The sequence below is a fragment of the Pseudomonas citronellolis genome (assembly GCF_900112375.1).
GTDB classification, from domain to species: Bacteria; Pseudomonadota; Gammaproteobacteria; order Pseudomonadales; family Pseudomonadaceae; genus Pseudomonas; species Pseudomonas citronellolis.
Genome location: NZ_FOLS01000007.1, coordinates 190,475 through 204,351 on the forward strand (window position 1 = coordinate 190,475; position 13,877 = coordinate 204,351).

Annotated in this window: 9 protein-coding genes; 6 read left to right on the top strand and 3 right to left on the bottom strand. The window is 69.3% G+C overall.

Annotation, left to right across the window (positions count from 1 at the left end):
- The 6 genes from BM060_RS09215 to BM060_RS09240 all read left to right on the top strand — a co-directional run bounded on the left by BM060_RS09215 (position 1) and on the right by BM060_RS09240 (position 8,999).
- Positions 1 to 1,341 (top strand): efflux RND transporter periplasmic adaptor subunit, encoded by a 1,341-nt coding sequence (locus tag BM060_RS09215; RefSeq protein WP_074979352.1) that lies wholly within the window; start codon positions 1 to 3, stop codon positions 1,339 to 1,341.
- Complete coding sequence (locus tag BM060_RS09220) at positions 1,341 to 3,440, top strand: site-2 protease family protein (RefSeq protein ID WP_174672431.1); 2,100 nt, start codon at positions 1,341 to 1,343, stop codon at positions 3,438 to 3,440. The genes BM060_RS09215 and BM060_RS09220 overlap by 1 nt, the downstream gene beginning before the upstream one ends.
- A 586-nt stretch (positions 3,441 to 4,026) precedes the next feature.
- Positions 4,027 to 4,560 carry a cytochrome b gene (locus tag BM060_RS09225; protein WP_074979356.1) on the top strand — a complete coding sequence of 178 codons (534 nt, stop codon included), beginning with the start codon at positions 4,027 to 4,029 and terminating at the stop codon, positions 4,558 to 4,560.
- Positions 4,561 to 4,753: 193 nt separating this feature from the next.
- Positions 4,754 to 5,521 (top strand): SDR family oxidoreductase, encoded by a 768-nt coding sequence (locus BM060_RS09230; RefSeq protein ID WP_043271625.1) that lies wholly within the window; start codon positions 4,754 to 4,756, stop codon positions 5,519 to 5,521.
- A 278-nt stretch (positions 5,522 to 5,799) separates the two neighbouring features.
- On the top strand, positions 5,800 to 7,617 hold the full coding sequence (locus BM060_RS09235; RefSeq protein ID WP_074979358.1) for a DUF1302 domain-containing protein: 1,818 nt from the start codon (positions 5,800 to 5,802) through the stop codon (positions 7,615 to 7,617).
- Positions 7,618 to 7,634: 17 nt separating this feature from the next.
- Positions 7,635 to 8,999: a DUF1329 domain-containing protein gene (locus BM060_RS09240; RefSeq protein WP_074979360.1), complete on the top strand. Its 1,365-nt coding sequence runs from the start codon at positions 7,635 to 7,637 to the stop codon at positions 8,997 to 8,999.
- 900 nt (positions 9,000 to 9,899) lie between these two features.
- Here BM060_RS09240 and BM060_RS09245 read toward each other — a convergent pair.
- From BM060_RS09245 to BM060_RS09255, 3 genes are read right to left on the bottom strand one after another with little or no spacing between them, the layout of a single operon-like run.
- Positions 9,900 to 11,327, bottom strand: coding sequence for a DUF1254 domain-containing protein (locus BM060_RS09245; RefSeq protein WP_074979362.1), 1,428 nt, complete (start codon positions 11,325 to 11,327; stop codon positions 9,900 to 9,902).
- A gap of 49 nt (positions 11,328 to 11,376) precedes the next feature.
- The gene (locus BM060_RS09250; RefSeq protein ID WP_074979364.1) at positions 11,377 to 12,324 is read right to left on the bottom strand and encodes a SphA family protein; all 948 of its coding nucleotides are present in this window, start codon (positions 12,322 to 12,324) and stop codon (positions 11,377 to 11,379) included.
- 12 nt (positions 12,325 to 12,336) lie between these two features.
- Positions 12,337 to 13,863, bottom strand: a complete 1,527-nt coding sequence (locus BM060_RS09255) for a DUF1254 domain-containing protein (protein WP_135499929.1) — start codon at positions 13,861 to 13,863, stop codon at positions 12,337 to 12,339.
- Positions 13,864 to 13,877: the final 14 nt, after the last annotated feature.

Below are 13,877 nucleotides of genomic sequence, written 5' to 3' on the forward strand. Positions count from 1 at the left end.
ATGAGCGAGATGTTTCCGCCACCCCAGCTGCTGCTGAGCCTGGCCAACCTGCGCGACCGCGCCCTGGCCGCGGAGTCGCTGAACGCCCTGGCCTTCTCCATGGCCAACGACCTCTACGCGCTGCTGCGCTTCCACCAGGCGCTGGTGCTGGCCCAGCACGGCCAGCAGCTGGAGCTGCTGTGCATCTCCGGCCTTGCGCGCCCCACCGAGGACTCGCCCTACCTGGTCTGGCTGCGCCGCGCCGGGCGCTGGCTGAGCGGCCAGGTGGCGGACGCCGCGCCGCGCTGGCTGCCCCGCGAAACCCTGGAAGTGCCCGAGGACATCGCCGAAGGCTGGGCCGAATGGTGGCCCAGCGGGCTCTGGGTCATCCCCCTGCATGACCGCCACGGCCAGCGCCTGGGGCTGCTGGTGTTCCTCCTCGACGAAGCCCCGGCGCCCTCGGTGGAGAACCTGCTGCAGGGCGTGTTCCAGACCTGGGCGCACTGCTGGGCCGCCTTCGGCAGGCCGCGCTCGCTGCGCTTCTGGCGCCCCAGCCGGCGCCAGTTGTTGCTCGGCGTGGCGGTGCTGGCGGTGATGCTGCTGGTGCCGGTGCGGCAGACCGCGCTGGCCCCGGCCGAAGTGGTGTCGCGCAACGCCCAGGTGATCAGCTCGCCGATCGACGGGGTGATCGCCCGCATGCTGGTGCGGCCGAACCAGAGCGTCGAGGTCGGCACCCCGCTGTTCGCCCTCGACGAAACCACCCTGCGCAGCCGCGCCGAAGTGCTGGCCAAGGAAGTCGCGGTGGCCGACGCCGAGCTGCTGGCGGCCAGCCAGCGCGCCTTCGACAACCCGCAGAGCAAGGGCGAGCTGGCGGTGCTCAACGGCACCGCGCGGCAACGCCGCGCCGAGCTGGCCGCGGTGCAGGCGCAGCTGGCGCGCACCACGGTGCTCTCGCCGCGCGCCGGGGTGGCGGTGTACAGCGACCCCAACGACTGGCTGGGCAAGCCGGTGGTCACCGGCGAGCGCATCCTCCAGGTCGCCGACCCCCGCCAGCCGGGCATGCGCATCCAGCTGCCGGTGGCCGATGCCATCGCCCTGGACAGCGGCGCGCCGGTCACCCTGTTCCTCACTGCCTACCCGCTCTCGCCGCTGCACGGGGAAATCCTCGAAACCAGCTACGAAGCGCGCCCCGGCGACGACGGCGTGGCCTCCTACCGCCTGCTGGCCAGCGTCGAGGGCGCCCCGGCCCACGCCCGCCTGGGCCTGCACGGCACCGCCAAGCTCTATGGGGAGCGCGTGCCGCTGGGCTACTACCTGCTGCGCCGGCCCCTGGCCGCTGCCCGCGCCTGGACGGGCTGGTGATGGACGCCGCCGCCGACGACCTGCCCACGCCGCCGCTGCGCGACGACCTCGACATCGCCGAGGCCGGCAGCAATGCCGACGGCGAACCGGCCTGGGTGATCCACGACAACGTCACCAACCGCTTCTTCCGCATCGGCTGGCTGGAATTCGAATGCCTGCTGCGCTGGGAGCAGACGCCGCGGCGCATCGCCGAAGACATCGCCGAGCAGACCGCGCTCAAGCCCGACGTCGAGCAGGTGCTGGGCTTTCGCGCCTTCCTCGAACGCCACCAGCTGGTGCGCCCCGGCGCCCAGGCCCTGGAACGCCTGCGCGAGGCCAGCGAGGGCAACCAGTTCCTGACCTGGAAATGGTGGCTGCACCACTACCTGTTCTTCCGCATCCCGCTGCTGCACCCGCAACGCCACCTGCGGCGCCTGGCCGGCGCCCTGGGCTGGCTGTTCCACCCCTTCATGGGCGTGCTGGTGGTGGGCCTGGGGCTGCTCGGCATCGTCCTGGTGGCGCACCAGTGGGACACCTTCCGCCACGACGTGGTGGAGTCCTTCTCCACCGAGGGCCTGCTCAGCTTCGCCCTGGCCCTGGTGGTGGCCAAGACCCTCCACGAAATGGGCCACGCCCTGGTGGCCACGCGCCTGGGGCTGAAGGTGGCGCACATGGGCATCGCCTTCGTGGTGATGTGGCCGATGCTCTACACCGACACCGGCGAGAGCTGGAAGCTGCGCAACTCGAAACAACGCCTGGCCATCGCCAGCGCCGGCATCCTCACCGAACTGGGCCTGGCCGGGCTGGCCACCCTGGGCTGGGCGCTGAGCGACCCGGGCCCGCTGCGCAACGCCCTGCTCTACCTGGCCACCACCAGCTGGGCGCTGTCCCTGGCGCTGAACGCCAGCCCCTTCATGCGCTTCGACGGCTACTTCATCCTCTCCGACCTGCTCGACTTCCCCAACCTGCACGAGCGCGCCACGGCCCTGGCCAAGGTCACCCTGCGGCGCAACCTGCTGGGGCTCGACGAAGCCTGGCCGGAAGCCTTCCCGGCGCGCCAGCGGCGCCTGCTGGTGACCTTCGCCATGGTCACCTGGGTGTACCGCCTGGTGCTGTTCCTCGGCATCGCGGTGACCGTCTACCTGTTCTTCTTCAAACTGCTCGGGATCTTTCTCTTCGCCGTGGAAATCTCCTGGTTCATCGTGCAGCCGATCTGGCGCGAACTGAAACACTGGTGGCAACACCGCGGCGAAGTACGCCGCGGCCGCCGCCACCTGTTCCTCCTCCTGCTGGCGGCCGCCCTGTTGCTGGTCGCGGTGCCCTGGCGCAGCCAGATCCACGCCGTGGGCCTGGCCCGCGCCGAGCACCAGGTGCGCCTCTACGCGCCCTTCCCGGCGCTGCTGCAGCAAGTGCGCAAGGCCGGCCCGGTGCAGGCCGGGCAGACCCTGGTGGTGCTCGACCAGCCGGATATCACCATCCGCCTGGCCGGCAACGAAGCCAGCATGCAAGGCTACCGCGCCCGCCTGGCCGGCCTATTGGCCGACCCCGCCGGCCTGGCCGAGGAAGCCGCCACCCGCCAGCGCTACGGTGTGCAATTCCAGGAAGCCCGCGCCGCCCGCTCGGAAATCGCCCGGCTGAACCTGCAGGCGCCCTTCGCCGGCCAGTGGCTGGACCTGAACCCGGACTGGCGCGGCGGCCAATGGATAGGCACCCGCGAACCCCTGGGCGTACTCATCGACCCACGCAGCTGGCAGGTAGACGCCTACGTCGGCCCCGACGAAATCCAGCGCCTGGGCGAAGGCAGCCCGGTGCGCTTCTACCCCGAGGGCGTACCCCGGGCGATCACCGGCAAGGTCCTGCAGATAGGCACCACGCGCATCGGCCAGCTGGGCCAGCCAGCCCTGGCCTCCCGCCACGGCGGCCCGCTGGCGGTGCAGCCCCACGGCGACCAACTGGTGCCCAGCAGCCCGCTGTTCCACGTGCTGGTGCAACTGGACGAAGCCCCACCGAACCTCCACGAAACCCGCGGCCACCTGCAGATCGAAGGCCAGCGCCGCAGCTTGCTGGCGGACGGATTGATGCATCTGGCGGCGGTGTTCATGCGCGAAAGTGGGTTCTAGCGCTGCCTATCGCTCTGCGTGCCGCCGGGGCTTCACCGGCCACGCCGGACACCCCGGGGGCACGAACAGCCCCCTCTCCCGCTTGCGGGAGAGGGCTGGGGAGAGGGCGCTCTTAACCCCAGCACCGCCATCACCGGGAAACCCCATTCGCAAACAGACACCTGCGACCCCAGGAACGCGCAATCGCGCACGCCGTCGCGGACGGAGCCTTCTGCGGGCACAGGTCTCCTCGTAGGATGGGTTGAGCGAAGCGATACCCATCACCGCAACCGCATGGGTTTCGCAGGCTCAACCCATCCTACGAAGAACGCCTCGGAGCGGCCTGGGAAGCACGGGCGTAGGAGCGGACTCTGTCCGCGATTGGCTTCACCGGCCACACCGGCCCCTGGTGGCACAAACAGCCTCCTCTCCCGCTTGCGGGAGAGGGCTGGGGCGAGCTCTTGCCCCCGGAGCCAACGCCCCTCACAACAAATTGCAACGCCTTCCCCCAATAGCCGCCACCCCCTTCGGTTACCCTCCTGCGCTCCCGCTAGAAAAACGCCCCGCCCACCCGAGGCCGGGCCAGCGTCCGCAAAGAGGAACCCCCGTGACCCAAGCCCGCTACACCCCCACCCAGATCACCCTGCACTGGCTCAGCGCCCTCCTGGTGCTGACCATCATCGCCCTGCCCTACGGCAAAGACCTGTTCGCCGGCCTGCTCGGCGGCGTCGGCGGGGTGTTCACCCTGCACAAGTCCCTGGGCCTGACGGTCCTGGCGCTGACCGTCACACGCCTGCTGGTCCGCGCCCGCCATGGCGCGCCGCAGCTGCTGCCGGCCGACGAGCGCCTCACGCTGCTGGCCGCCAAGGCCGGCCATGCCCTGCTCTATGCGCTGCTGATCCTCATGCCGCTCACCGGCCTGCTGTTCGGCAAGCGCCCGGTGAACCTGTTCTGGCTCGTGGAAATCCCGCCGCTGCCGCTGTCCGATGCCGCCCGCGAGGCGGCCAAGGCCTTCCACGTCACTGCCCAGTACCTGCTCTTCGCCCTCATCCTCGGCCACGCCGCCGCGGCCATCTGGCACCACCACGTGCGCCGCGACGGCGTGCTGCGCGCCATGCTGCCGGCCCGCGAGCAGGCCTGAGGCGCCAGCCGGGGCCGGCACGCCACATGCCGGCCCCATCATCCCCATTCATCATCCTGATCGCACTTCCGAGCGATATCGCCCCACCGCCCCGCTGCCTATCCTCGCCTGGCCGGCCCCGCCCTTAGACGCGCCTCCTGATCCGACCGGGGGCGGTGGCCGGCCCCTTTCGCAACCGTTCCCGGAGCAGCCCATGTCCACACCCGCCCCCTTCGACCTCAGCGGCAAGGTCGCCTTCGTTTCCGGCGCCAGCCGCGGCATCGGCGAAGCCATCGCCCACCTGCTGGCCCGCCAGGGCGCCCAGGTCATCGTATCCAGCCGCCGGCTGGAGGGCTGCCAGGCGGTGGCCGAAGCCATCCAGGCCGCCGGCGGCAAGGCCAGCGCCGTGGCCTGCCACATCGGCGAGCCGGAGCAGATCCAGGCCACCTTCGCCTGGATCCGCGAACGCTTCGGGCGCCTCGACATCCTGGTCAACAACGCCGCCACCAACCCGCAGTACGGCAACGTGCTGGACACCGACGTCGCCGCCTTCCAGAAGACCGTGGACGTCAACATCCGCGGCTACTTCTACATGTCGGTGGAAGCCGGCAAGCTGATGCAGGCGCAAGGCGGCGGCAGCATCATCAACGTCGCCTCGGTGAACGGCATCAGCCCCGGCGAGCTGCAGGGCATCTACTCGGTGACCAAGGCCGCGGTGATCAGCATGACCAAGGTCTTCGCCAAGGAATGCGCGCCCTTCGGCATCCGCTGCAACGCGCTGCTGCCGGGGCCCACCGACACCAAGTTCGCCGCCGCCCTGGTGCAGAACCAGGCGGTGCTCGACGGCATCCTGCAGCGGGTGCCGCTCAAGCGCGTGGCCAACCCCGAGGAAATGGCCGGCGCCGTGCTCTACCTGGCCAGCGACGCCTCCAGCTACACCACCGGCATCAGCCTGGCGGTGGACGGCGGCTACCTCATCTGATCCGAGCGCCCGCGGGCGCCCTTCTGACCTGCGAACGCACCGGGCCCTGGCCCGGTGCGCGCGTTGCCACGGGGAATTCCTTCAGACGATTCCCACGCCCCACCGAACCAGTGAATGAAGGACCATTCATCGCATTGCTGAACCCCGCTGAAACCCGCGCCACAGCACGACTCATACCTTCTTCCGACACGCCACTCGTACTTTCGCGCGCTTATCCGCCCCCGGCGCTCCACATAGCTTGTGCCTGCAGTCTTCCACCCCCTGCACTGGAGCGTTTCATGAGAACAATAACAAGACCTGGATTCTTCCAACCGCAGCTGCTCGCGCTGGCCGTCGCCCTGGGCGTGGCCGCCCCCGCCAAGGCTGTCAACTTCAACATCGGCGAGATCGAGGGGCAGTTCGATTCCTCCCTGTCCATCGGCGCCAGCTGGAGTACCCAGAGCCCCCACCAGGACTTCATCGGCTACAACAACGGCGGCAACACCGCCACCCACACCACCGACGACGGCCGCCTGAACTTCGAGAAGGGCGAGACCTTCTCCAAGCTGTTCAAGGGCATCCACGACCTGGAGCTGAAGTACGGCGACACCGGCCTGTTCGTCCGCGGCAAGTACTGGTACGACTTCGAACTCAAGGACGAGAGCCGGCCGTTCAAGGACATCGACGACGACGGCCGCGACAAGGGCGCCCGCTCCTCCGGCGCGCAGCTGCTCGACGCCTTCGTCTACCACAACTACGACATCCAGAACCTGCCGGGCAGCGTGCGCCTGGGCAAGCAGGTGGTGAGCTGGGGCGAGAGCACCTTCATTCCCAACAGCATCAACAGCATCAACCCCATCGACGTCTCCGCCATCCGCCGCCCCGGCGCCGAGATCAAGGAAGCGCTGCTGCCGGTGAACATGTTCTACCTGTCGCAGAGCGTGACCGACAGCCTGTCCGTCGAGGGCTTCTACCAGCTGAAGTGGGAGAAGACGGTACTGGACAACTGCGGCACCTTCTTCGGCACCGACGTGGTCCCCCACGGCTGCAACCTGAACAACGCCAACAACGCAGCCCCCGGCTTCGGCGCGCTGATGGCGCAGTTCGAACCCATTGCCGCGGCCGCCGGCCAGGGCTTCATCGCCAACGACGAAGGGGTGATCCTGCCGCGCAGCGGCGACCGCGAGCCGGGCGACAGCGGCCAGTGGGGCTTGGCCCTGCGCTGGATGACCGACGACGTCGAATACGGCGCCTACGCCATGAACTACCACAGCCGCAACCCCTACTACAGCAGCCAGACCGCCAACGGCGCCACCCTCGCCTCGCTGGGGCGCATCCTGGCCGCCACCGGCGCCGCCTGCGGTGGCCGCCCGGGCTGTTCCTCGCTGGTCCAGGGCATGGCCCTGAGCACCGTGCTGGGCAACAGCAACTACTTCATCGAGTACCCCGAGGACATCCGCCTCTACGGCCTGAGCTTCGCCACCAGCCTGCCCACCGGCACCGCCTGGAACGGCGAGATCAGCTACCGGCCGAACATGCCGCTGCAGATCAGCACGCCGGACGTCACCCTGGCGGTGCTCAACCCGATCGCGGCGACCAGCTCGCCGAACATGCCCAACGTGCCCGGCGGCGACAACCACGGCTACGAACGCAAGCCGATGACCCAGGTGCAAACCACCTTCACCCACTTCTTCGAACAGGTGATGGGCGCCGACCGCCTGACCCTGGTGGGCGAACTGGGCCTGACCCACCTGAGCGACCTGGAACCCACCAGCGCCATGCGCTACGGCCGCTCCCCCGAGTACGGCCAGTGGGCGCCGGGCAACACCCACGGCTTCTACACCAACACCTCCTGGGGCTACCGCGCCCGCGGCATCCTCGACTACGGCAACGCCATCGCCGGCATCAACCTGAAGCCGAACATCGCCTGGTCCCACGACGTGGAAGGCTACGGCCCGACCTTCAACGAAGGCGCCAAGGCCATCAGCCTCGGCCTGGATGCCGACTACCGCAACACCTACACCGCCAGCCTGTCGTACACCAACTTCTTCGGCGGCGACTACAACACCCTGATCGATCGCGACTTCCTCGCGTTCAGCGTCGGCGTGAACTTCTGATCCGCGAGGACTCAACGATGAACAAAGCACTACGAGTGATCGGCGCATTCACCCTGTCCCTGCTGGCCGGCAGCGTGCTGGCCGCGGTATCCCCGGAGGAGGCCGCCAAGCTGGGCGCCAGCCTCACCCCGCTGGGCGCGGAGAAGGCCGGCAACGCCGACGGCAGCATCCCGGCCTGGACCGGCGGCCTGGCGCAGAACGCCGCCGAGGTGGACGCCAAGGGCTTCCCCGGCAACCCCTTCGCCAGCGAGAAGCCGCTGTTCACCATCACTGCGCAGAACGTCGAGCAGTACAAGGCCAAGCTGTCCGAAGGCCAGCTGGCGATGTTCAAGCGCTACCCCGACTACAAGATGAACGTCTACCCGACCCACCGCAGCACCGTGGTCCCCGACTTCATCAACCAAGCGGCCAGGACCAGCGCGCTGAAGACCAGCCTGGTGGAGGGCGGCAACGGCCTGCAGGGCTTCGCCGACAGCCGCTGGGTGGCCTTCCCGATTCCCAAGGACGGACTGGAAGTGGTGTGGAACCACATCACCCGCTTCCGCGGAGTGAACATCCTGCGCGCCTCGGTCACCGCCGCGCCGCAGACCAGCGGCAGCTTCACCGCCATCCGCTACGAGGAAGACCTGGCGGTGCCCAAGGGCATGGCCGACCTGGACGCCAAGGACGCGGAGAACCTCCTGTACTACTACAAGTCGCGGGTGACCGAGCCGGCACGCCTGGCCGGCAACGTGCTGCTGGTGCACGACTCCCTGGACCAGGTGAAGGAACCGCGCATGGCCTGGCAATATAACGCCGGCCAGCGCCGCGTGCGCCGCGCCCCGCAGGTGGCCTACGACAGCCCGACCACCGAAGTGGACGGCCTGCGCACCTCCGACGGCCTGGACATGTACAACGGCGCGCCCAACCGCTACGACTGGAAGCTGGTGGGCAAGAAGGAAATCTACATTCCCTACAACAACTACGAGCTGGCCTCGCCCAAGCACAAGTACGACGAGATCCTCAAGGCCGGCCACATCAACCAGGACCTGGCGCGCTACGAGCTGCACCGCGTCTGGGTGGTGGAAGCCAACCTGAAGCAGGGCGAGCGGCACATCTACGCCAAGCGCCGCTTCTACGTCGACGAGGACTCCTGGAGCATCGCCCTGTCCGACCAGTACGACGGCCGCGGCCAGCTGTGGCGCGTGGGCGAGGCCATGCTGACCCAGGACTACAAGCAGCAGGTGCCCTGGTACGCCCTGGAGTCCCTGTATGACCTGATCTCCGGCCGTTACGCGGTCAGCGGCATGATGAACCAGGAGAAGAGCTGGATCCGCTTCGGCGAACCCTCCTCCGCCGCCAAATTCACCCCGGCTGCCCTGCGCAGCGACGGGGTTCGCTGAGCAGCAGCACCTGTGGTTTTGGGCGACCTTCGGGTCGCCATTTTTTTTGCGGTCCGGGCCACCCGAACCATGGCGCCTCCAGTGCTCTTCGTAGAAGCGGACCTTGTCCGCGATAGCCGGAACCACCGGCGCGGTTCGCGGATAAGATCCGCTCCTGCGCACCCCCACCCACGCCATTCCCATGTAGGAGCGCGCCCTGCGCGCGAATCGCGGGCAGGGCCCGCTCCTACAGGTCGCCGTGAAGCCCGGTATTCCTCCCTGTAGGAGCGAGCTTGCTCGCGAATGAGCCCCGCAGCGGAGTTTGTTCGCGAGCAAGCTCGCTCCTACGAAAAGACTCGCGGAGGAGCGCCCTCTCCCCAGCCCTCTCCCGCAAGCGGGAGAGGGGGCCGTTCGGGGTGGTCGGATAGTTCAGCGTCAACCGCCGAGTTCGTAGGGCGCATAACCGTTCGCGGTTATACGCCGCATCTCGGCGCGGGGTGCAGAACAGTTGCGCCTACGCCGCCCCACCCGCGCCATTCCCATGTAGGAGCGCGCCCTGCGCGCGAAATCGCGGGCAGGGCCCGCTCCTACACAGGTCGCCGTGAAGCCCGGCATTCCTCCCTGTAGGAGCGAGCTTGCTCGCGAACGAGCCCCGCAGCGGAGTTTGTTCGCGAGCAAGCTCGCTCCTACGAAAAGACTCGTGGAAGAATACCCTCTCCCCAGCCCTCTCCCGCAAGCGGGAGAGGGGGGCCGTTCGGAGCGGTCGGGTGGTTCAGCGTCAGCCGGCGAGTTCGTAGGGCGCATAACCGTTCGCGGTTATCCGCCGCATCTCGGCGCGGGGTGCAGGACAGTCGCACCTACGCCGCCCCACCCACGCCATTCCCATGTAGGAGCGGACTCCGTCCGCGATCCGCCGCGCCGCTAGCGGGCGCGGGTCACCTGCGGCAGCGCGTAGCTGCCATCGAGGATGCTGGCGTCCGGCTGGTACAGGCGCAGCAGCAGGTAGAAGTCGCCCTTGGGCGCCGGCAGCCAGTTGGCCTTGCCTGCGCCGGCCGGCTGGGCGTGCTGGATTGGAATGCTGATCGAGCCGTCCGCGGCGACTTGCAGGCCCGGGGTGTCCGAGCCGACCTTGTAGCGGCCGATGGGGTTGTCCACCAGCATCTTGTCGCCGGCGTTGTAGATCGTCAGCGACCAGAACGCCCCCACCGGCGGCGCCTTGGCGAAGGTCAGGCGGTACGGGTTCTCGCCGTTGAGCGGCTTGCCCTGCTCGTCGGTGAAGCGGATCGGGTAGACCGCCTCCTCCGCCAGGTTGCCGCCCAGGTAGGCGCCGGCCATGACCGAGCGGCCCGGGTAGTCGTAGCCGAACTCCTTGACCAGGGCCACGTTCCAGCCATTGCGCAGCACGGTGGAGGTCATGGTGGCCTTGCCGGCCACCAGCGGGCCGTCGGCCAGGGCGCGCTTGAGCCCGCGCAGTTGCTCGGCGGTCAGCTTGCTGCGGTCGAAGCCGTGCTCGGGGGTGAGGCCGATGCGCGCCAGTTGCCCCACCAGCGCCTGGTCCACGGTCTTCATGCGGTTGTGCTGCATGGCGTAGCCCAGGTGGGTGAAGAAGCCCAGTTCGTCGCCATCGATCGACGGCAGCGCCGGCAGGCTTTGCTTCGCCGGCACGTAGCCGGCCTTGCCCAGCTGGCTCAGCGGGCGCAGGTCGAACTGCTTCTGCAGCGCCAGCACCGGCGCCAGGTCCTCGCCCTGGCGGATGTGCACGCGGCCCCACAGCCAGACCTTGTCGGTGCTCACCGGCAGCGCCTTGACGCCTGCCGGCAGGGTGCCCTCCCAGCCCGGCGGCACCAGGGCGAAGCGCCCGGCACCAGTGCCGGTGGCGCGGCGGCCGATGTAGTGCTCCAGGTCGTGGTACATGTCGAAGACGTTGATCACGTAGTAGCGGTCGGCGGTGTCCGGCACGCTCAGCACGAAGGGCTCGTCCAGCTTGACCACCGCGCTCATGTACAGGGTGTCGTTGTTGGCGGTGGGCATGTCCTTGTCCGCCGGGGTGGACAGCGCCGTGGCCCAGCCGATCTGGTTCAGCGGCCCGCGGTAGCTGGTCGGCGGCTTGTTCGCCGGCACGTCGATGTACTCGCGCAGGATCCGCTCCAGGCGCACCAGCGGGTAGCCCCAGGTGTAGGCCATCACCCCCAGGTTGTAGGCGTCGATCTCCTGGGCCTGGGCGACCTTCTGCGGCGTCATCACCAGGCTGACCTGCGGATCGGCATAGCTCGGCGCGGCCAGGCAGTGGCCGGCGGCCAGGGCGACGGCCACGCTCAGCGCGGACAGCATCGTGCGTGTGGCTTTCATCGTGAACTCCTTGCTCTGGGTTGGAACTGGTGCGGCCCCCGTCTGCGCGTCAGAACGAAGACAGGGGCACGGAAAGCGTCAGGTAGGCGGCATGGCCTTCCAGGCGGTTGTAGGCGCCCTGCTCCTTGTAGGCCTTCAGGCGCAGCGACCAGGGCCGCGCGCCGGGGAAGTTCCAGGCCAGGGTCGCGCCCAGGGCCCGTACACGGCCCCGGAAGGGCCCGAGGCTGGCGCCGCGGCCGCTGTCGCCGGTCAGCTGGCGGTAGTGGTAGCCGACCAGGCCGGCGGAGAAGCGCGGGCCGAAGTGCTGCTCGGCCGCCCATTCCAGGTGCGCCTCGTTGCCGCTGCGGTAGTCGGTGGCGGGGTTGGCGGCGTTGACGGTGACGCCGGCGGCGACGGACAGGTCCAGGCCGATGGCCGGGTCGAACCAGGTCAGCGCGGCGAAGGGGTCGGCGCCCCAGTGGTGGAAGGCGAGGTTGGCCAGGGCCTGGTCGTCGTAGTCGCCGGCCGGCACGTTCAGCGACACCCCGCCCTGCCAGTGGAGGTTGCCGCGGTGCCAGCCGAGGAAGGCCGCCAGCACCGGGTCGCCGTAGGTGTAGTTGGAGGCGTGCACGTCGCTGGCGAAGCGCCCGCCCTGGGGCCCGGTCAGCTCGGCATCGACGTCGAGGCCGGGCCCGCCCAGGGGCTGGCTCCAGGACAGCCCCAGGTTGCCGCCGAGCAGTTGCGCGGGCGTGGACCAGAGCAGCGTCGGCATCGCCAGCCAGGTTTCGACCTGGATGCCGGCCACCACCTTGCCGTTGAGGGGGAAGTCCCGGCTCGCCCCGGCGCTGCCGTCGTAGCGGTAGAGGTCGTTCTGCAGGTACAGCCCCGGCGGCGGCAGCACCCCGGCCATGGGGCCGCGGGAACCGAGCAGGTAGAAGCCGGCGCCGTTCTCCACCGCCCAGCCCTGGCCGGCGCCGAACAGCAGGCAGCCGGCCAGCAGGGTGGATTCACGTCGCATGCCAGGCGCTCGTCATGGCAGCAGGTGGCTGCCCATCGCCAGGCCGATGGGCGTGGCGCTGGGCGCGGCCGCGGCGGCCGGTTCGTCGAGTCGCTCGAAGTCGGGCATCTTGAACTGCTTGTCGAACAGCGCGTCGGTGCCGCCGTAGAAGCGCAGGGCCGGCAACGGCCGCTTGCCGCCGGTGGGAATCCAGTTGGACTCCAGGCCCTTGGGCGCCTGCGGGCCGACGTAGAGGGTGACGCTGCCGTCGGCGTTCTTCTTCATCTTGTCCAGGCCGTAGGAGTCCAGCGTGGTGCGGTTCTGCCGGGTGTAGATGAAGGCCATGGTGGCGCGGTCGTAGACGGTCAGCGACCAGAACTGCTTCACCGGCATGTCGGCCGGCACCACCAGCCTGTAGCTGGCGCCCGCCTCCAGCGGGCGGCCCTGGCTGTCGGCCATGGCCATCAGGTAGTAGGCCGCCGGCCGCTCGGGCACCTGCCGCGGCACCAGGGTGCACCAGAAGAACGCCAGGGCGCGGCCGTCCACGTCGAGGCGCCCGGGGTAGTCGAAGCCGAAGCCGCGGTTGGCGTCCGGCAGCAGCAGCGGCACGTACTGGCGGTCGGCCCAGTAGTAATAGTCCCGGGGCAGCTGGTCGAAGCGCTGCTGCAGGTAGTACCAGACGTCCACCACGGCCTGGCGCATGGCCCGGCGGGTCTTCTCGTCCGGCTGGTAGGGCTTGCCCTGCTCGATGCCCAGCGAGGCCAGCAGGCCGAGCATGTGCTTGTCCTCGGGCTGCACCGGCTCGTAGGTGACGGTGTCGTGGAGCAGCTGGAAGTAGCGCTCGTCCTGCGGCAGCAGGGACGAATAGCGCTGTTTCACGGGGTCGGCGAAACGCTGCTGCGGCGGCTTGGCCGCCTGCGACAGGTAGTACATCTTCAAGCGCTTGGCATAGGCGTAGGCGTCCGCCGCGCTCTTGCCCGGCGCGCGCACCGAGCGGAAGGCGAAGACGATCCGCCGCGTCGGCGACACCACCTGGCGGTAGCCGGCCGGCACCGTGCCCTTGAAGTCCGGGCCGGTGAGCAGCAGCTTGTCGCCGCGGCCGGCGTCGATGCCGGAGGGGCCGATGTCGGCGATGGTCCGCTGCCAGGCGTCCACCACCTGGCCGTAGAGGCTGCCGTCCGGGCCGGCCGGCGGCACCTCCAGCACCACCGGCTCGCGCTTGAGGTCGGAATAGGCGAAGACGTAGGGCGTGGAGCTGTTGGCGGTCCAGGTCTCGAACTTGGGCGTGGCCGTGCCGGACATGGCGACTATGTCGTTGTCCTTGATGCCGAGCCCGCCGAGGGTGGCCTCCCGCCCGCCCTGGGTCTGCACCCTGGGCAGCGACCAGAGCACCGCCTCGAAGGCGCGCTGGTACTTCACCTGGTAGTCGAAGTCGCTCACCGAGGGCTTTTCCCCCGCGGCGGGTTGCCCGCCCACCGGTTCCGTGGTGACGGACTCGGCCGCCTGGCCCTGCAGGGCCAGGGCCAGCAACAGCGGCATCATCAGAGTTCTACGCGACATGGGTGGCTCCCCTG

Coding starts and splice junctions, on each gene's coding strand:
- BM060_RS09215 (WP_074979352.1), top strand. CDS start 1: ATGAGCGAGATGTTTCCGCCACCCCAGCTGCTGCTGAGCCTGGCCAAC.
- BM060_RS09220 (WP_174672431.1), top strand. CDS start 1,341: ATGGACGCCGCCGCCGACGACCTGCCCACGCCGCCGCTGCGCGACGAC.
- BM060_RS09230 (WP_043271625.1), top strand. CDS start 4,754: ATGTCCACACCCGCCCCCTTCGACCTCAGCGGCAAGGTCGCCTTCGTT.
- BM060_RS09235 (WP_074979358.1), top strand. CDS start 5,800: ATGAGAACAATAACAAGACCTGGATTCTTCCAACCGCAGCTGCTCGCG.
- BM060_RS09240 (WP_074979360.1), top strand. CDS start 7,635: ATGAACAAAGCACTACGAGTGATCGGCGCATTCACCCTGTCCCTGCTG.
- BM060_RS09245 (WP_074979362.1), bottom strand. CDS start 11,327: ATGAAAGCCACACGCACGATGCTGTCCGCGCTGAGCGTGGCCGTCGCC.
- BM060_RS09250 (WP_074979364.1), bottom strand. CDS start 12,324: ATGCGACGTGAATCCACCCTGCTGGCCGGCTGCCTGCTGTTCGGCGCC.
- BM060_RS09255 (WP_135499929.1), bottom strand. CDS start 13,863: ATGTCGCGTAGAACTCTGATGATGCCGCTGTTGCTGGCCCTGGCCCTG.